Raw genomic sequence first — 20426 nt, 5'->3', positions numbered from 1 at the left:
AGTGAATCCATGCAACAACAAGCACAAATTAGCAACATTACCTTAAATCAAGATGTCGAATATTTAAACGAGATTCTAGATGAAGTGTTACGCCATGAAGGTGGTGAGGAACTCCTCGAAACAGTTAGACATTTCCGCGCTTTATCAAAAGCTCTACGAGATGATGATCGTCCGAGCAACTTTACACAATTGAATGATGAAATCAACAAATTGAACTCGCCATTGCGAGAAAAAGTCATCCGCGCATTCTCAGTTAATCTACAACTTTATAACATTGCTGAGCAAAACTACCGTACACGCAGACGTAGACAATATCAAATGCAAGATGATTCAATTATTCAAACACGCTCACTTGAAGACGGTGTAAACCAATTATTTGATAACAATATATCGATTGATCAAGTTGAGAAAGTGTTGGAAGATATCTCACTCGAGTTAGTCATCACTGCACACCCAACTGAGGCAACGAGACGTACTATGTTAAGAATTCACCAACGTATCGCTGACTTGCTTAAAGATTGGGAGTTCTCTTATACACGCTATGACAAAAAAGTCATTCAAGAAATGATTGAAAATGAGATTACGATTCTTTGGCAAACAGCTGAAATTCGTGAAAAGAAGCCATCAGTCATGAAGGAAGTTTCAAATGGTTTATACTTCTTTGATAAAGTGCTTTTCAACGTTTTACCAGAATTGCATCAAGATTTAGAAGATCTTTTAGAAGACAAATATAATCATCGTTTCCACGTCCCTGCTTTCCTACGATTTGGTTCTTGGATCGGTGGCGACCGTGATGGTAATCCAAACGTAAAAGCGAAGACAACATATAAAACATTAAAAGAACAACGTAAACTTGTTTTAACAAAATATGAAGAGTCGATTGATAAACTAAAAGAAAAACTCTCTCAATCTGCTAAAAAAGTCGATGTGAGCGAGGCGTTAGTTGAGTCAATTGCAAACGATCAAAAAGAACTTGAATACAACGGATGGCATAAACAAGATGAAGTGTATCGTGTTAAATTAGGCCTGATATTACGCCGGTTAAGATTGACATCAAAAGATCAAGATGGTGGTTACATAGATGCCCACGCTTTATTAGATGACTTAATCTTAATCCAAGAAAGCTTAGAATTGCATCATCCACAGGGCCACCCAATCAAAGTATTACGACACATTATTCGTCAAGTCCAAATCTTCGGTTTCCACTTAGCGACGTTAGACGTGCGTAATCACAGTGGTGAACACGAAAGTACAATTGCAGAAATTCTTCGTCAAGTCGGTATAGCAGACGACTACAAAGCATTAGATGAAGATGCAAAGATGGAGACATTAATCAAAGTACTAGAAGACCCGCGTCCACTCATTTCAATTTATGATGAATTCTCTGAATCATCTCAAGAAATGATCGAAACGTTTAGAACGATTAAAGAAGCAAAAGATACTTTCGGTGAACGTGCAATTGAAGTGTACTTAATCAGTATGACGACATCTTGCAGTGACTTACTTGAAGTGCTCGTCCTAGCCAAAGAAGTCGGCTTATATCGCGTCTATCCAGATGGAAAAGTGAAAAGTCGCTTGCATGTGGCACCGCTTCTTGAAACAATTGATGACTTGAAATTCGGGCCAACAATGATCAAACGTCTGTTTGACATTCCACTTTACCGCAAGCACTTAGAAGCACGTGGTGACTTACAAGAAATTATGCTTGGGTATTCTGACAGTAGTAAAGATGGTGGTAACTTAACCGCTAACTGGGAGCTCTATAAAGCACAAGATGAGATTCACTCAATTGCTGCTTCTTATGGCGTCAAATTGAAGTACTTCCACGGACGCGGTGGATCACTCGGTCGTGGTGGTGGACCACTTTACTCTAGTCTACTATCGCAACCACCTGTTACATTCAGTGATGGCGTTAAGATCACAGAGCAAGGTGAAGTTCTATCATCTCGTTATTTACTACCTGATATTGCGTATCGTAGTCTCGAACAAGCAACAAGTGTGTTGTTAACATCGATCGCAGGGATCGAAGAGACTGAAAAACATACAGAAATGCCGACAGAAGATGCACGTGATGCGATGACGACGATCTCTGAATCAGCATTAAGTAAATATCAGGAACTTGTTTTTGGTGATCAAGACTTCTTGAAGTACTTCAATCAAGGTACGCCTTTAAATGAGTTAGGTGCTCTTAACATTGGTTCTCGTCCAATGAAACGTAAAGGTAGTGATCGATTTGAAGACTTACGTGCGATTCCTTGGGTGTTCGCATGGACGCAATCACGTCAGCTCTTACCTGCATGGTATGCGGCAGGAACTGGCCTTAAAGCCATTGCCGAAAAAGAAGAAGGTCTCGCCTTATTACAAGACATGTATCAAAACTGGCCTTTCTTCCAAGCGACGATTAATAACTTGCAAATGGCACTAACAAAAGCTGACTTAGAAATTGCAGATGCGTACACAGACATGATTGAAGACCAAAAAATGGCTGTTCGTATTTTCAACCAAATAAAAGAAGAACATGCACTAACAAGTGAAATGGTTCTAAAAATTGCTCAACAAGAGGAATTAATGGATCACCAACCAAATATTAAAGAATCTGTCAAACTACGTAATCCAATTGTTGATCCACTCAACTTAATTCAAGTTCAGTTGATTAATCAGTTACGTCAATTAGATGATGAAGATGAATCAAAAGCAATCTTAGAAGAAGTATTGCTTACGATCAATGGTATTGCTGCAGGTTTACGTAACACAGGTTGATGTAAAGAAGCAAAAAAACGCTAGTAAGACGAGTTGTCTTATTAGCGTTTTTCATGTGCGTGACAAAAATAGACAAAATAGTGCAATATTACCCGGTTTACTTACGCTCGTATTCTATTTAAACTAGAGTAGAGACGTTGAACATAGGGAGGCGACGACTTATCTCTTATCATTTGAAACAATCAATCACAACACAGGAATTAATCGAACAAATTGAACGTCTTCGGCAAGATTTATACCGTGACTATCAGAAATCAAACGACACTCAACAGATTTTGGCTAAGTCACAGGAACTAGATCAAATGCTCAACCGTTTAATCGAACTGACGTAACCTTCTAAACTGATGCGTAAACACTTCTTTATTCCTCTTTAAAATTTCTCATGATCCCTACTTCATTAATTTGAGTAGGTTTTTCTTTTTTTAATCCCGTTCATAGTATGGTAGAATTTATTTATAATACTATTTTCGGAGGTTAATTATGGTATGTCCAAACTGCTCCATTACAACCCAACACATTCAATTTAAATTTCCAAATACATTAACGACTGACCCTATTATTGAACATTTAAAACGACACAGTCACCCTTTTCAAGTAAAAGAAAATATAATTGAAACAAATGACATAGCTGCAACCGATCTACATGACTTTTTAATGGCGATTTATCCAGATGAACCCATCTATTTTCAAATCCACAGACAAGGCTTTCGCCCGATTAAAGAACTGACTGACTTTATCGAAGCGGCTTGGGTCGATAACTACATTAAAGAAGAGAACATTATTAATTATTTCCAACCGATTGTTGATGCGAATCTTTCAATCTACGGTTATGAAATGCTCTCACGTTTTGTTGACCATGATGGCAATACAATTTACCCAAACATCATGTTCCCCGCAGCAAAAGATCGTGGCAGAACATTTGCCCTAGATCGAATGTGTCGAATCAATGCAGTCAAAAACTCCCAATCACTTTATGAAGATCAAAAGGCATTTATTAATTTTATTCCAACATCTATTTATACACCTGAATTTTGTTTACAAACAACGACACAATTAGCTAATCAACTTCATCTTAATAATGATCGTTTCGTCTTTGAAGTTGTTGAAACAGAACAAGTGGAAGATACTGATCACCTTAAATCCATTCTGAATTACTATCACAAAAATGGGTTTAGTTATGCGCTAGACGACGTTGGGCAAGGTTATAATACGTTAGACTTCTTAAAAGATATAGCACCTCCATATATTAAACTTGATATGGAGTATGTACAAGGCGTTTCCACATCACAAGATAAACAAAAAGTCGCTAAGGCCTTTCTAGAAACCGCCTTATCCTTTAATGCGACTGCTCTAGCTGAAGGCGTTGAGACTATAGAAGACTTCAATTGGTTAAAAACACTCGGCTACGATTTGTTTCAAGGGTATTTGTTTGGTAAGCCAAGCCCTGAACCGCTTAAACAAACATTTATTGAACTAAACTAAAAAAGAGACCGCTTATCTAGTAATAGACAAGCGGTCTCTCTTTACGATTAGGCGTTGACAAATTCACGTACGCGTTTCATCACATCAAATTCTAATTTATTTAATTTTGATTTTGTTTCAAATTCTGCTTCACCGTTTACAGCAAAGTAAAACTTCACTTTCGGTTCTGTACCAGATGGGCGAACGCAGAACCAAGAGCCATCAGCTAAGAAATATTTCAAAACATTCGATTTTGGTAAATCAATTGATTCCTCAACGTTTTTCTTAACATCTAAACGGCAACTTGTTTTGTAATCTTCAATCTTAACAACAGCTTGTTCAGCCACTTCTTTAGGAGGCTCTTCTCTAAAGCTAACGAGCAGTTCATTGATCTTCTCTGCCCCTTCTTTTCCTTTTAACGTTAAAGCCTGCAAGCTTTCATAATAATAGCCATATTCTTCATAAATAGCTTGCAAACCTTGATAAAGTGTCATTCCTTTATTTTTATAAAAGGCAGCAACTTCTGCGATCAACATCGCTGCTTGAACGGCATCTTTATCACGCACAAAATCTTCGACTAAATAACCATAGCTTTCTTCGTAGCCAAATAAAAATGAACGGTTTTGTTGATCTTCAAATTCTTTAATTTTTTCCCCGATAAATTTAAAGCCTGTTAATGTATCGATTGTATCAATACCGTTTGCTTTTGCTATATCTCGGCCCATTTCGCTTGTTACAATCGTTTTAATCAAAGTTGCGCCTTTATCTAGCGTTTGATTCGCTTTTTTTGCTTTAATTAAATATTCAAGCATGAGAGCACCGACTTGATTACCCGTTAACACTTCGTACTCACCTTGATTATTTAATGCGGCAACACCTACACGATCTGCGTCGGGGTCGGTACCGATTAATACATCTGCATCCTGCTTAATCCCTTGTTCAATCGCAAGTTCAAATGCCTCATTTTCTTCAGGATTCGGTGATTTCACTGTAGAAAATCTCGGATCGGGTTCTTCTTGTGAAGCAACCACACTGACATTGTTAAAGCCCATCTGCTTTAAAGCTTGTCTAATCGGAACATTCCCTGTCCCATGAAGAGGTGTGAAAACAATCGACAAGTCGTCACCCATTTCTTGAATGAGCTCTTTATTTTGGACAACTGAAGTGAGTTTAGATTGATAGGCACGATCGACCGTCTCACCAATCATCTCAATGAGTCCTTTTTCTTTTAAAGTTGCTTCATCTTCAACTTGGATTTCAAGTTCATTATCAATTTGATTCACATAATCAATTACTGCTTCAGCTTCTTCTGGTGGCAACTGACCGCCAAATTGATTATATGCTTTAAATCCATTATATTCAGGTGGATTATGGCTTGCCGTCACCATGACACCACTGTATGTATTTAAATGACGAACCGCATAAGACAACTCTGGAGTTGAGCGAAGGGATTCAAATACATACGCTTTAATACCTTGTGAGGCTAATGTTTTGGCTGTTTCCATTGCAAATAGGGGTGATTTAAATCGACAATCATAACTAATCGCAACGCCCTTTTGTTTAGCAATTTCACCTTGTGATTCAATATAATCAGCAAGCCCTTTTGCTGCCTTTCGAATGGTATAAATATTTAATCGATTGGATCCAGGACCGATCTCACCTCTAAGTCCACCTGTGCCAAACTCTAATTCTTTATAAAAGCTATCTTCTAATTTCACTTCATCATCTTTCATTTCTTCTAACTGTTGTTTAAGTTCAGGATCTAACTGTTTGAATTGTTTCCATTTTTCATAGGTTGTTTGCCAACTCACTATTATCGCCTCCACTTATCAATCGTTATTAAATTCCTATCCATTATAACAAAAAATGAACCCGTTCGTTTTATAAATTGAAAAAGCTTTAGCATTTACTAAAGCTTTCCAACTTGTTTTATAATTATGATCGTTTACGTTTTAAGACTTGAATGCTATATGGCGTTAATAAAAGACTCTGATTAGTTGGCTCATTCGTTACCACATCAACATATGAATAGTGATCTAGATCCATTTGCTTTTCTTCATTTGAGAAGTTTTGGATAAAGATAAAATCATGTGTATCATTTGAACGAATGGTAGCCGTCACATCTTTAGGTAAGTGGGTTTCCACAACTCGTTTTAATCCAGTTGTTTTTGCTAATTGACGGTAAAAATCACGGTTGAAATCGAGTGTTGTTCGACCCGCTAAATAATACGCTTGACCCTTGCCAAAAGAATTAACCGTAACGGCTGGACGTCCTTGATAAAAGTCATCGGTATAATAGGCAAGAGCTTCTGCCGATTCAAGATGGATTAAGTCACACAATTCTTTAATTTGATACTGACCTGATAAACTCAAATTATTTTTACCTTCAAATAAAAGACCATTTTGTTCATGGTCATATAAGGCATCAATTTCTTCCGACCAAATGCCGAGGGTTTGACGAAGTGGGCCTGGAAATCCGCCTAAAAAGCAAAGATCATGTTCATTTACAATACCGGACCAGTAAGTCGAAACAAACGTCCCGCCTGCCTTTGTGAATTGTTCAATCTTCTCGCCAACACCTTCTCTCACCATATAAAGCATCGGTGCAATAACCAGTTTATAATCGGATAAATCACGATCCATCCCAATCACATCAACAGGAATACCTTGTTCCCAGAAAGCTTGATAGTGCTCATGAACTGTTTTTTCATAGTGAACACCAATATTACGCGGCCCTTGGGCATCTTTAATGGCCCATCTATTTTCATTATCAAAAATAATCGCGACTTCAGGCTTAACAGATGCACCAGGCAGATCATCAAGCTGACTTAACGTCTCACCGACAACCGATACTTCCTTAAACACACGTGTATGTTCGTGGCCTACGTGATCAACGACAGCCCCGTGGAATTTTTCACTTGAGCCACGGCTCTTACGCCACTGGAAATATTGGACAGAATCGGATCCGTGTGCGACAGCTTGTAGTGAAGAAAGCAGATGCATGCCCGGTTTTTTAAGCTTACTGATGTCTTGCCAGTTCGTTAAGCTCGGTGTCGATTCCATTAACAAGAATGGTTTTCCACCTTTTAATGCGCGGAACCAATCATGATTCATCGCTGTATAGCTTGCAACACCTCGTTCATCCTCAAAATCATGCCAAGTTGGATAAGAATCCCAAGATACCACATCTAAATCATCTGCAAATTTATCATAATTTAATCCTTCAAATAATTCCATGAAGTTAGCCGTTACTGGAATATTAGGATCTTTAGCACGTAATGGTTTGATTTCATGACGATAAAAATCAAGCGTCTGATCCGTCACGAATCGTTTCCAGTCTAGATTTTGACCATGTACCATCGTCTCACCGTGAGGAGCTGGTGATTCAACTTGAGAAAAGCTCGTATACGTATGACTCCAAAATGTTGTCCACCACGCATGGTTTAAGGCATCTAACGTTTTGTATTTATCTTTTACCCATTCGCGAAATGCAGCTTGGCAATAATCACAATGGCACTCGCCACCATACTCGTTTGAAATGTGCCATGCAATCACACCAGGATGCTTGCTGTAACGTTCAGCTAATTTCGTATTCATCTGTTCAATTTTTTCTCGGTAAACAGGTGATGTGTAGCAATGGTTATGACGCATACCATGTAAATTGCGAACACGATTGGATTCCACTCTTAATACTTCTGGATACTTCTCTGACATCCAAGTCGGACGCGCCCCACTCGGCGTTGCTAAGAAAACACTGATTCCATTCTCATAGAGTCTGTCAATAACGTGATCCATCCATTCAAAATCATAAACGCCTTCTTCTGGTTCTAGTTTTGCCCATGAAAAGATCCCCACTGACATAACATTGACATTTGCAAGTTTCATCAACCTTAAATCTTCTTCAAATATTTCAGGATAGTCGAGCCATTGTTCCGGATTATAGTCAGCACCATGTAGCATTTTCGGTACTTTTTCATTAAATGGTTTAAACATTTTTAATCATCCTAACGTCGGTTATTATGTTAAATTATAAATTAATTTAACTTACTTATTACAGTATAAAACGGTTTCACATAAATTGAAATAGTAAAATCTACTTGCTTACTTTCATAAAGTTAAACTTCATTTAGAGGCATGAAGATCACGGTACTTTTTTGGGGTCATCCCTTCTTTGTTTTTAAAGGTTGTCACAAAATGACTAACAGCGTTAAACCCAACTTGTTCAGCGATTTCTCTCAAAGTTAAATTGACATCTGTTAACAATAACCGCTTCGCTTCTCTTATTCTTAGTTGGACTAAAAACGCATACGGGCTTAATCCGAATGTATCGTGGAACAGTTTATTTAAGTGTTGTGAGCTCATGTGGGCTTGTTCAGATATTTCCATTAAACCGATATTTTCTGAATACACTTGCTCTAACCATTCAACGATCGGTCTAATTTTTTCATATGATTGATTGGCTGAAAATTGTTCGTCAATCGTTCCGTATTTTTTAACAGTCATGAGAAATTGATACAATTTCCCTGATAATTCATAATCGATTAACGGGCTCGCCTCTTTTGAGGATTCGATTGTATTAAAAAACGTTTGGAATGACTGATAAAATAAATCAATCTGATCTTCTTCGTGATAAACAGCTGAATGACTCATATCAAGTGCATTTAAAATCTGATCAATGGCTTCTCCACTAAACGTTAAATAAACGGTCGACCAATCACTCGTTTGTTCATAATTCGGATGATACCGGTGCGGCGTGTAAGGTGCTAAAAGAACCGCCTTCTGCCGATCTAAAACTAGCTTGCGATCATTAAATTCAATCACTCCTTGACCTTCAATCGTCTGCAACCAATGATAATAAGGATACCCTTCAGGCCGGTCAAAATCTAATTCTTGTGGGTTATAACCAACGCTATCTAAATAAATCGGGAGTGTCTTCTCTGGTGGTGAAAATGTGTAACGTATTTTATCATCCAACGCGATCCCAACTTTCTTTTTTGTAGTTATTTCTTTAATTATAAAGTGATCTGATTGTAAAGCACAAATCATTTCATAAAAACTAGCAAAATCACGTGATTTGTTTTACAATGGATTCAGATCATATCTTGTCGAATTAAAAGGAGCGATAATAGGTGTCTACCAATAAATTACGTGATGAAATGAAAGTTTTCACCCTTAGTTCAAACAAACCATTAGCAAAAGAAATTGTCGATCATTTAGGGATCGAGTTAGGTCAATGTACCGTTAAAACATTTAGCGATGGTGAAGTTCAAATCAATATAGAAGAAACGGTCAGGGGATATGATACATATATTATCCAATCAACGAATGACCCTTCCGATCAACATATCATGGAGCTTCTAATCATGATTGATGCATTTAAACGCGCATCAGCAAAATCCATTAATGTTGTCATCCCTTACTATGGTTATGCTCGTCAGGATCGTAAAACGAAATCAAGAGAGCCCATCACAGCCAAATTAACGGCTGATATTATTGAACGTGCGGGTGCTGATCGTGTCATGTCAATGGATATTCACGCGAGTCAAACACAAGGATTTTTCGATATTCCAGTTGATCATTTAAATGGTATTTCCATTCTAGCTGATTATTTTAAAGAAAAGCATTTAGAAGATGTGGTTGTTGTTGCACCTGACCATGGGAGTGTTAAGCGCGCGCGTCGCTTTGCTGATGAAATTCATGCACCGATTGCTATTTTAGATCGTCGTGGGCCAAGAGAACATGATAACCCTCAACTTTCTGTCGTAGGGGATATCGAAGGTAAAACGGCGATTTTAATTGATGACATTGTCGATACTGGAAGACGCGTATCCACTGGTGCAGAAGCTTTAATTAAAAACGGCGCGAAAGAAGTGTATGCAACGTGTACACACCCTGTCCTATCGGGGATCTCAACCAAGTATATTGATGAATCACCGATTAAAGAAATGGTTGTCACCAATACAATTGTCGTACCAGAAGAAGATAAATTAGATAAAATGACGATTTTATCTACAGCACCATTATTTGGTGATGCGATTACACGCGTACACCGTGAAGAGCCTGTTAGTACATTGTTTAATTATTAGGCTACTCAACCCCTGATGACTTAAATCATCAGGGGTTTTTTAACGTCAATTTGACAAGTGTAAACCAATCAATTAGACTAATCTCATGTTGATGAACATGTTCATAAAATGAATTTGTTCATAATATAAGGAGGTTCAAACATGGCTCAGTCGAACAAAGAACGACAACGAACGCGCATGTGGGAATATTTTATCGATGCAGCAACAGATGTTGTATTAGAACAAGGAATTGAACAGATGACGATTCGAAAAGTAGCTGATTTAGCGGGATATACGAGTTCAACAGCCTATAACTATTTCAATGACTTGTCTCAATTGAAATTCTACGCGGCTCTTCGATTTACCAAGCCCTATAGTGATGAACTCCCGATCTATTTAAAAAAAGGGCAAAACACACTCGAAAAGTGGCTTTATGCATGGGAATGTTTTTGTAAACATAGTTTTCAATCCCCTCATATTTACGCAACACTATTTATCGATAACATTGGCGGTTCTGCTCAAACACTGCTCGATCAATACTACACGATTTTCCCAAATGACCTCAGCAATGTACCAGATGAAATTAGGTCATTATTAACAGAGGAAAGTTTCGCAAAACGAAGTGAACAATTCATTGAACCTGCAGTTGATGAAGGATTTGTCGAAGCACGTGACATTCAAAAATTAGCTGATCTTACCTTTATGGTCTGGACAGGTACGATGATGACCTTTATTAACAACAGACGCAACTGGACCAAATATGACGCAACAAACCATACATTAAAAAGCGTCCGTGAACTCGTACTGCAATTTACCCATGCACATATGCGTGAACACATTCAGTACCGTTCACCTAATTTAGCTTAAGAGGAGGTACCATCTATGGTATTTAACATTCAAGATTCAGAGCAACGACGTGTGAAAACCGATTTCCCACGTGAGGTAGAAAAAAGAGAGCATGTGATGATCCCGCTCTCAAACGGTTTAAAATTAGCGGCAACGATTTGGTTACCAAAAGATGCTGAAGAACACCCCGTTCCAGCCCTTTTAGAATACTTGCCTTACCGTAAAAATGATTTTACGGCGATCCGCGATTCAGCTCGCCACCCATATTTTGCAGGACATGGTTATGCCAGTATTCGCGTTGATATTAGAGGGACTGGTGACTCGGACGGCATTTTATTTGATGAATATTTAAAAGAAGAACAAGATGATGCCCTTGAAGTGATCGATTGGATTATTAAACAACCATTCTCAACTGGTAAAGTGGGCATGTTCGGAAAGTCTTGGGGAGGCTTTAATAGCCTGCAAGTTGCAAGTAGACAACACCCTGCACTTAAAACGGTGATCACACTTTGCTCAACGGATGATCGTTATCACGATGACGTTCACTACCGTGGCGGGAATATCCTCGCTTCAGATATGCTATGGTGGGCATCGACCATGTTTACGTATAACGCTAGACCACAAGATCCCGCAGTAGTTGGTGAGAGTTGGTATGAAAATTGGATTGATCGTGTGGAGAATACACCACCATTTGTTGAAGAATGGTTATCGCATCAAAGACGTGATGCGTATTGGAAACACGGATCAATCAATGAAGATTATCAGAAAGTTGATATTCCTGTTTTTGCTGTTGGAGGCTGGCAGGATGCTTACACCGATCCTATTTTTAGAATGCTTGAGCACTTGCCAAATAGTAAAGGATTAATCGGGCCTTGGGCACATGAATACCCTGAAGTGGCAACGCCTGATCCTGCGATTGGTTTTCTTCAAGAAGCGCTAAGATGGTGGGATTATTGGTTAAAAGATATTGATACAGGCATTATGTCTGAACCGAAATTAACCGCATGGATTCAAGATAGTGAAAAACCTGCTGTTAGTTACGATAAGCGCCCCGGCCGTTGGGTTGGTGAAGCAAGCTGGCCAAGCGAAACCGTTGAAAACAAGTCGTATTATTTTAAAACAGATCGTTTAACCGAAGACCATCAAGTCTCAGAGGCAATTACGATTCCTAGTGTTCAAGAACATGGTTTTTATGCCGGAACATTTTGTCCATTTGGTCAACCGGGTGACTTGCCTGCTGATCAACGATTGGAAAATGGTAAAGCGATCACGTTCCTTTCTGAACCACTTGAAGAAACGACCGATTTTCTAGGCGAACCTGTCTTTTCTTGTCAACTGCAAAGTGACGAGGAGAATGCTATGATTGCTGTTCGGTTAATGGACAAAGCACCAACAGGCGAATCAACGCTAATTAGCTGGGGGATGTTAAACTTAAATCATTATCGTTCACACGAGCATCCAGAGGCGTTAAGTACAGGGAAAACGTATGATGTTAAGGTGAAATTAGATGCACTTGGTCAGCAAATACCAAAAGGCCACCAGCTTGAAGTCGCTATTTCACCGACGTATTGGACAAAGGCATGGCCATCACCAAAGCCAGTGACCTTAACTTTAATAACAGGTGAACAGACACACTTAGATATGCCTGTTCGGACTGAAAATGGTCTTGATCAACAGGTGAGAACGTTTGATGCACCTGAAACGGCTCCGATTATGGATCGTGAAATCCTAAGAGGCGAAACAAGAACGTACGATATTATCCATCAACCAATTGATTCGACATGGAAAGTTGTCGATTATTCCGATGAAGGAAATCGTCGCCTCCCGTCGAACGGCATTGAACACGGTAGTATTAATAAAAATACGTATACCATTAAAGAGAATGACCCATTAAGTGCCAAAGCTCAATGTGAGTGGGCCCTAACAGTCGGACGCGGTGATTGGCAAACCCGCGTTGAGACGTTTAGTGAGATGACTTCAGATCACGACACATTTTATCTAACAAGCCAAATCACAGCTTTTTTAAATGATAAAGAAGTAACAAGTAAAACATGGAAAAAAGAGATCCCTCGTGATTTTAATTAAATAATAAGTAAATAAGCGAATGATGCCCCAAATGGAGGCTTCATTCGCTTATTTTTGTAATTTCATTTGATTTAATTAAAGTTATAACGCGTCACAATCGGTTCACGGTTTTGTTCTTGGTCATTAAAGTACTCATAGTAGCTAACACCTAAGAATGAACCTGATATGTTAAAGACATTTTCATAACCCATATTGGTTAGCGCTTGTGTCATATTATAACTTGTTTGCCCGCTTCGGCAATAAATATAAACAGGTCGATCTTCTGGAATTTCATCAAGACGCTCACGGAACTCGCTTAACGGAATGTGATGTGCGTTTTTCAAGTGCCCCATTCGGTATGCACCTTTTTCCCTCGCATCAATAATAAACGCATCATTTTCGACCAATTCTCGAACTTGATCAACTTTAACCTGTTTGTATCGACCATTTAATAAATTTAATCCAACTAATGCTGCGAAGTTAACAACATCTTTCGCTGTCCCAAATACTGGCGAGTAAGTTAACTCTGTTTCTTGTAAATCTTCTAGCGTACCATTCATCGTGATCATCGTTGCGATCACATCAATCCTTTTATCAACATTTCCTTTACCAATCGCTTGAGCACCTAAAATTCGGCCACTTGGCACTTCAAACAACAATTTAAAATGAAGTTGATTCGCACCTGGCATAATCCCGACTTTATCAGATGGAATCACGTACGCCACATCGTAATCATAGTCGAGCGATTTGAGCATACGTTCATTCAAACCCGTCGAGGCCGCATTCATATCAAATATTTTCACGACAGATGAACCAATGACACCTGTGTTTCGTGATGGCAGACCATAAATATGACCAGCCGCTGCACGAGCCTGACGTTGTGCTGGGCCTGCTAGTGCGAGGCGTGTCTTTTGGTGCGTCAATTTATGGTGGACTTCAATCGCATCCCCAACAGCATAAATGTGCGGGTCACTCGTCAAGTAATGATGATCGACTTTAATACTGCCTGTTTTTCCAATTTCAAGACCGGCATCTTTTGCTAAATTTGTCTCAGGACGAACACCAATTGACATCACGACAGCTTGCGATGGAATTTCTGTTCCAGATTGTAAGGTGAGTTTATCTTCTTCAATTGAAGCAAGACCGTCATCTAAAATAAGACGAATCCCTTTATCCGACATTTCTTTGTGTAAAATTTGAACCATATCATAATCAAATGGTGCCATCACTTGATTTTGTGCTTCGACTAAGGTGACTTTCTTACCCGCATGGACTAGATTTTCAGCTACTTCAAGCCCGATGAATCCACCACCAACAACGGTAACTTCTTCAACCGTATCGTTTTGAACAAACTTGTTTAACCGATCAATATCAACCACATTTCGAACGGTGAAGACATGATTGTGATCAACACCTGGAAGTGGTGGCACGATTGGACTTGCACCCGGTGATAACACTAATTTATCATAAGCTTCTTGCGTGATTTCTCCTGTTTGGACGTGTTTAACATCAATCTGTTTCTTTTCAGGATCGATCTTAACGACTTCTGAATGAACACGTGCATCGATATTATATTGCGTCTGAAAAATCGTTGGATTCATCAAAACTAAATCGTCACTTTGTTCAATTTGGCCACTTAAATGATAAGGTAATGCACAGTTGGAAAATGAAACGTGCGGACCACGCTCAAACATCACCACTTCTGCATCTTCATCTAATCGGCGAACACGAGCGGCAACAGATGCACCACCTGCGACACCACCAACAACTAAAATACGTTTACTCATATTGATTGCCCCCTGAATAATTGTCTTTATCTACGTGATTGATTTCACAACAATTATTGTACCACTGGGGGTATATATTTTCAACCTTTTAGCTTAATCATTTGCAACATATACTTTCAATTGCTTGCCCTTAACTGGTATTGATTTCATTGCTTCCATCACGTGATCACCTTTATCGTTTAAAATATCAACAAACGTGTGACGATCCATGATTGAAATGACACCAATATCATCCGCTGACACTGATGGAATGGATGTAATGGCACCAACGAAATCGCCTGCTCTCAGTTTTTTCTGTTTGCCGCCATTAAAATATAATTTGGTAATCGAGGCATCCATTTTTTCAGTTCGATCGGGTTGTGTATCGACAGACTGATTTAATTTTTCCATATGTGCAGCTCGGTGCTTGTTAACCTCTTTTTCTGAAGGTAAACGTCTTTGTTCAATGGATTGTGAAATATACACTTCAATCTGTGCAATTTGACCGCGGTCTTTCTCACTGACAAATGTGATGGCACGTCCCTTTTGATCTTTTCGTCCCGTTCTACCTATTCGGTGGACATAACTTGCCACCTCTTCCGGTATATCTAGATTCACAATTAACGACAATTCATCGACATCAATGCCTCTAGCTGCCACGTCTGTTGCAATTAGATAGCGAACTTGATGGTTTTTAAATTGATCCATAATGGAAAAACGCTCTTCTTGTGTTAAATCACCGTGAATCTTTCCCACCGGATACCCTTCACGTTTTAGCTCAGTATACACTTGATCGACTCGTCGTTTTGTCTGACAGAAAACGAGTGCTGATGTCGGATTTTCAACAATTAACGTATTGATTAATTGCTCAGTTCGATCCTTCTCATCAACAGACACTAAGAAATGATCAACTCGGTCAGCCACGAGCGTATCAGGTGTCATCTCAATCTGAGTTGGCTCTTTCATATGTGCACTTGCTAACTCATTAATCTCGTGTGATAACGTCGCTGAAAATAGACCCGTCACTCTCGTTTTCGGAATGTGTTCTAAAATATCATACACTTGATCAAAAAAGCCCATATCAAACAGACGATCTGCTTCATCAATGATCAAGCAATTGATCGCACTTAAATCTATCGTTTCTTTTTGAATATGATCCAAAAGTCGACCGGGTGTCGCGACGATGATGTGTTGTTTTTGAGATAGGGCAACCTTTTGTTTTTTAAACGGTTGCTTTCCGACAATTTCAATCGCTTTAATCCGCTTATGACGACCGATGAGACTCGCTTCTTCTGCAATTTGATGCGCTAATTCACGGGTTGGGGCTAAAATAAGACTTTGAGGTTTCTTTTCTTCCCATTCGAGGTGCTCGATCACTGGAATCAAAAAGGCAGCTGTTTTCCCGCTTCCTGTTTGAGATTTGACCAGTACGTCTTGATGGTTTAAAAGATGTGGTAATGTTTCGTGCTGAACATCAGTTGGAATAATTAAATTTAAATCATCCAAAGCCCGGATAATCTTCGGTGAGAGTGCGTAGTCTTTAAATAATGTCATAGTTGAGCTCCGTTTCTAGTTTAGACTTATCGCGAGTATACCACGAAATGATCAAAAAAGCAGACGCCTCTTTGCTTTTAGGGTCTGCTTTTGATTGGATTTGTGTTAAATTTTTAAAATTTGTGTGTTATTTTCTTGATTTGTGTTCGAAAATTTTAATTTGTGTGCTTTTTTCGGAATTTGTGTTCGAAATTTCGAATTTGTGTGCTTTTCACACGAATTACATCATATATTCAATTGGTGAACCTGGTCCAAGATCAAGTCCCGTTAACATCCAGACAACCAACATCAAAATCCACGTAATCGTAAAGAACACGGTGTACGGGAACATCGTTGAGATCAACGTTCCAATTCCCATTTTCTTATCATATTTCTGAACAAACACAATAATCATCGCAAAATAAGGCATTAAAGGTGAAATAATATTCGTCGTTGAGTCCGCAATACGATATGCCATTTGCGTTAGTTCCGGTGAATATCCTTGTTGCATCATAATCGGAACAAAGACTGGCGCCATCATGGCCCACTTCGCTGATGCACTACCGATAAATAAATTGATCACACCCGATACTAGAATAAATGTTACAATCAGCGGAATGCCACCCATATTAATTGAATCTAAAAATTCAGCGCCTAAAACGCCAATTAATAAACCTAAATTTGACTCAGCAAAATAAGCGACAAACTGACCTGCTGTGAAGGCTAAGACGATAAACATCCCCATTGATGCCATCGTATCTGACAACTGATTCGCCATATCTCGGTCACTATTAATAACACCCATTACTTTACCGTAAACAAGACCTGGGATGAAAAAGACAATCATAATGACCGGAACAAGTGACGCCATAAATGGTGAATCTACAACACCACCGTCATCTGCTCTTAAGAGACCATTAGATGGCACAACGAGTAAACCAATCGCAACAAGCGTTACAAGTGTTGCGAGTCCTGCATACAATAAACCTTTCTTCTCCATTGTCGTAAGACCCGTAACATCTTCAGTAGATCCTCCCTTATACTCACCTAAACGAGGCTCAACAATTCTTTCTGTGACAAAAGCACCGACAAGTGTTAAAAGGAACACAGATGCAAAAACAAAGTAATAGTTCATCGCAATATTCATCTGATCAGCATATGCTGGATTAATAATGCTCGCTGCATCCATCGTAATATTACCAAGCATCGGATCAAGTGATGACAATAACAAATTCGCACTAAATCCTGCAGACACACCCGCAAAAGCAGCCGCAATACCTGCTACGGGATGTCGTCCAATCGCAATAAAGATGACAGCACCAAGTGGCGGTAAAACAACATATCCAGCATCAGATGCCAAACTGGACATAATACCTGCAAATACAAGACCACCCGTAATCAATGGTTTTGGAACAGACATAACAAAGCCACGCAACAAGGCACTAATTAGGCCAGTACGCTCTGCTAGTCCAATCCCTAACATACTAGCTAGTACAACACCAAGTGGTGCGAAGTTAATAAAATTATCAACCATTGATGTGAATAAATACTGAACACCATCACGAGTTAACAAACTATTTGCAGAGATCATTTCACCCGCTTCACCCGGATGCTCAACCTCAAGACCCGTTGCTGCGACAATGGCTGAGGCGACAATGACAAGCAATGACAAAATCGCAAATAGCGTCACGGGATGAGGTAGACGGTTTCCACCTCTTTCAACTATATCGAGAAAGCGTTGAAAAAAACCCTTTCTTTTTTCAGACATAAAAAAACTCCCCTTCACATATAAAAATTTTATTTTTCTGATAATTCCACCTAAATCAAGTTAGAATCTCAACCATTATAAGTACTACTCATCCAAATTTAAAGGGAAATGCAAATAGACGAATAATTAAAAATTTTCATACTTTTGCACCAAAAAAGGATCGCTCTTTGCGACCCTTTTTCTGTATCAGTTCATAGACTTTTTAGGAAACCAACTCTTGGTCTCGTTTGCGATTTTTACAAGCCCGAGCATAACCGGTACTTCGACGATAATACCGACTGTTACTGCCAGTGCAACAGGAGATGCGACTCCAAATAACGCAATGGCAACGGCAACGGACAACTCGAAAAAGTTGGACGCACCGATCATAGCAGCCGGTGCTGCTACATCGTGACTTAAACGCATTTTTTTCGAGGCAAAATATGCAATAAAGAAAATGAAAAACGTTTGAATAATTAATGGTACACCTATTAACGCGATATGCGCCGTATTATCCATAATCGTATTGCCTTGGAAAATAAAGATAATGAGTAACGTCAATAATAGTCCAGATGTTGTCGTATTATCAAATTTAGGTAAAAATTGCTTTTCGAAATACTCAGTCCCCTTCTTATTAACAAGGTGCATACGCGTAAGTAAACCAGCAACAAGTGGAACCACCACAAATAATACGATCGATAAAATAAGTGTATCCCATGGCACGGTAATTCCTGTGACCCCTAATAAAAAAGCAACAATAGGTGTATACGCAAATAAAACGATTAAGTCGTTTGTCGCAACTTGAACAACCGTATACGCTGGATTTCCTTTTGTTAAATGACTCCAAACAAAGACCATCGCTGTACAAGGTGCAGCCCCTAAAATGACCGCTCCAGCCACATAATCTTGTGCTAAAGATTCAGAAATAAATGGACTAAACACAACATAGAAAAAGAAATAAGCAATGCCATACATTGTAAATGGCTTAATGAGCCAGTTAACAACCCATGTCACATATAACCCTTTTCGATCACGACTCACATGCTTCACACTTTGAAAATCAACCTTCATCATCATTGGATAAATCATCACCCAAATTAAGATCGCAATCGGGATTGAAATTTCTGCATATTCAAATTGAGATAAAAATTCAGCAACACCCGGAAATACTTGAGAAATAAAAACGCCACCGACCATACATAATAAAACCCAAACGGTTAAATAGCGTTCAAAAAAGCTAATCCCTGTATTTTTTGTTTCGCTCATACTTGCACCCCTTCTTTTTGGTTATTCGCCCGTTTCTTTAAATCTTAAAATGCGTGCTTCAATTTCATCACGCACACGTCTAAACACTGCCCACTGCTCTTGCTCTGTACCTGTAGCGCGTGCTGGATCATCAAATCCCCAATGATCACGCTTGACCTCAGGAGGCGTCATTGGACATTTATCTTTTGCATCACCACATAATGTCACAGCAAGTGTTGCTTGATTTAACAAATCCATATCGATCATTGACGATTCTTGGTTACTAATATCAATATCGACTTCTTTCATCGCCTCAACAGCTTTTGGATTAAGGCCATGTGCTTCAATTCCTGCACTTTTTACTTCCCATTCATCAGACAAGTGCTTTTTCGCAAATCCCTCTGCCATCTGACTGCGACAAGAATTACCTGTACATAAAAAATAAATCAATTTTTTCTCCATTTTTGCTCCCCCTTATTTTGGATCCACACAACACGTCACACGCGTGCCGGACTCGATTAAATGTTGCACCTTATCATCTTGACTTTCGACTTCAGACAAAATCGATTGAATTAATGGATACATCGGATGTTGATCGTTCAATGAGTAAAACACCCATTGCCCTCTTCTTGTTTCATTAACGACACTAGCTGAACGGAGTTTTTTTAAATGTTGACTAATCGCCGGTTGTGACATTTGAAACAGTTCAACAAATTCACAAACGCAGCATTCATCGGATTCCAAAAGCTTTAACATCGTTAACCGTGTTTTATCACTTAACAACTTCAGAAGTGCCGTCGTTTCTTCAATCGAAATGATCGTTTTCTCCATCTCTTCATCCTCCTTAATCAATCGTCTAAAAAAATCATATAACATTTTACTTATATAATCAATTACTTATATCAAAGTTTACAATTTCTTAATCTTTTATATGACTTG

At 38.9% G+C, this 20426-nt stretch carries 15 protein-coding genes; 6 read left to right on the top strand and 9 right to left on the bottom strand.

Features of this window, described 5'->3' with window-relative positions; genetic code table 11:
- Positions 1-9 precede the first annotated feature (9 nt).
- The 3 genes from ppc (at position 10) to BLR62_RS09490 (ending at position 4242) form a co-directional block, all read left to right on the top strand.
- On the top strand, positions 10-2760 hold the full coding sequence (gene ppc, locus BLR62_RS09500) for a phosphoenolpyruvate carboxylase (RefSeq protein ID WP_090796245.1): 2751 nt from the start codon (positions 10-12) through the stop codon (positions 2758-2760).
- 173 nt (positions 2761-2933) lie between these two features.
- Positions 2934-3092, top strand: coding sequence for a Spo0E family sporulation regulatory protein-aspartic acid phosphatase (locus BLR62_RS09495; RefSeq protein WP_176759270.1), 159 nt, complete (start codon positions 2934-2936; stop codon positions 3090-3092).
- 148 nt (positions 3093-3240) lie between these two features.
- Positions 3241-4242, top strand: a complete 1002-nt coding sequence (locus tag BLR62_RS09490) for an EAL domain-containing protein (RefSeq protein ID WP_090796240.1) — start codon at positions 3241-3243, stop codon at positions 4240-4242.
- 47 nt (positions 4243-4289) lie between these two features.
- Here BLR62_RS09490 and BLR62_RS09485 read toward each other — a convergent pair whose 3' ends face one another.
- From BLR62_RS09485 to BLR62_RS09475, 3 genes are all read right to left on the bottom strand, one after another.
- Positions 4290-6032, bottom strand: coding sequence for a phospho-sugar mutase (locus tag BLR62_RS09485; protein ID WP_090796238.1), 1743 nt, complete (start codon positions 6030-6032; stop codon positions 4290-4292).
- A 124-nt stretch (positions 6033-6156) separates the two neighbouring features.
- Complete coding sequence (locus tag BLR62_RS09480; RefSeq protein WP_090796236.1) at positions 6157-8214, bottom strand: beta-galactosidase; 2058 nt, start codon at positions 8212-8214, stop codon at positions 6157-6159.
- A gap of 129 nt (positions 8215-8343) precedes the next feature.
- On the bottom strand, positions 8344-9267 hold the full coding sequence (locus tag BLR62_RS09475; RefSeq protein ID WP_245719445.1) for an AraC family transcriptional regulator: 924 nt from the start codon (positions 9265-9267) through the stop codon (positions 8344-8346).
- Between the two features lie 83 nt (positions 9268-9350).
- Here BLR62_RS09475 and BLR62_RS09470 point away from each other — a divergent pair, with 83 nt between their 5' ends.
- The 3 genes from BLR62_RS09470 (at position 9351) to BLR62_RS09460 (ending at position 13217) form a co-directional block, all read left to right on the top strand.
- Positions 9351-10307, top strand: a complete 957-nt coding sequence (locus tag BLR62_RS09470; protein ID WP_425438873.1) for a ribose-phosphate diphosphokinase — start codon at positions 9351-9353, stop codon at positions 10305-10307.
- Positions 10308-10448: 141 nt separating this feature from the next.
- Positions 10449-11153, top strand: a complete 705-nt coding sequence (locus tag BLR62_RS09465; protein WP_090796234.1) for a TetR family transcriptional regulator — start codon at positions 10449-10451, stop codon at positions 11151-11153.
- Between the two features lie 15 nt (positions 11154-11168).
- Complete coding sequence (locus BLR62_RS09460) at positions 11169-13217, top strand: CocE/NonD family hydrolase (protein ID WP_090796231.1); 2049 nt, start codon at positions 11169-11171, stop codon at positions 13215-13217.
- A 71-nt stretch (positions 13218-13288) separates the two neighbouring features.
- Here BLR62_RS09460 and BLR62_RS09455 read toward each other — a convergent pair whose 3' ends face one another.
- From BLR62_RS09455 to BLR62_RS09430, 6 genes are all read right to left on the bottom strand, one after another.
- Entirely contained in the window at positions 13289-14983 is a 1695-nt protein-coding gene (locus BLR62_RS09455; RefSeq protein WP_090796229.1) for an FAD-dependent oxidoreductase, read from the bottom strand.
- Positions 14984-15076: 93 nt separating this feature from the next.
- Positions 15077-16516, bottom strand: coding sequence for a DEAD/DEAH box helicase (locus BLR62_RS09450; protein WP_090796227.1), 1440 nt, complete (start codon positions 16514-16516; stop codon positions 15077-15079).
- 220 nt (positions 16517-16736) lie between these two features.
- Entirely contained in the window at positions 16737-18263 is a 1527-nt protein-coding gene (locus tag BLR62_RS09445) for an AbgT family transporter (RefSeq protein WP_090796225.1), read from the bottom strand.
- Positions 18264-18449: 186 nt separating this feature from the next.
- On the bottom strand, positions 18450-19508 hold the full coding sequence (arsB, locus tag BLR62_RS09440; RefSeq protein WP_090796223.1) for an ACR3 family arsenite efflux transporter: 1059 nt from the start codon (positions 19506-19508) through the stop codon (positions 18450-18452).
- Positions 19509-19529: 21 nt separating this feature from the next.
- Positions 19530-19949, bottom strand: a complete 420-nt coding sequence (gene arsC / locus BLR62_RS09435) for an arsenate reductase (thioredoxin) (protein ID WP_090796221.1) — start codon at positions 19947-19949, stop codon at positions 19530-19532.
- A 12-nt stretch (positions 19950-19961) separates the two neighbouring features.
- Positions 19962-20318 carry an ArsR/SmtB family transcription factor gene (locus BLR62_RS09430; RefSeq protein ID WP_090796219.1) on the bottom strand — a complete coding sequence of 119 codons (357 nt, stop codon included), beginning with the start codon at positions 20316-20318 and terminating at the stop codon, positions 19962-19964.
- Between the last annotated feature and the right edge of the window lie 108 nt (positions 20319-20426).

It is taken from the genome of Pelagirhabdus alkalitolerans (genome assembly GCF_900096905.1).
In the GTDB taxonomy this organism is placed as follows: domain Bacteria; phylum Bacillota; class Bacilli; order Bacillales; family Amphibacillaceae; genus Pelagirhabdus; species Pelagirhabdus alkalitolerans.
This window is presented reverse-complemented; position numbering and strand designations above follow the sequence as displayed.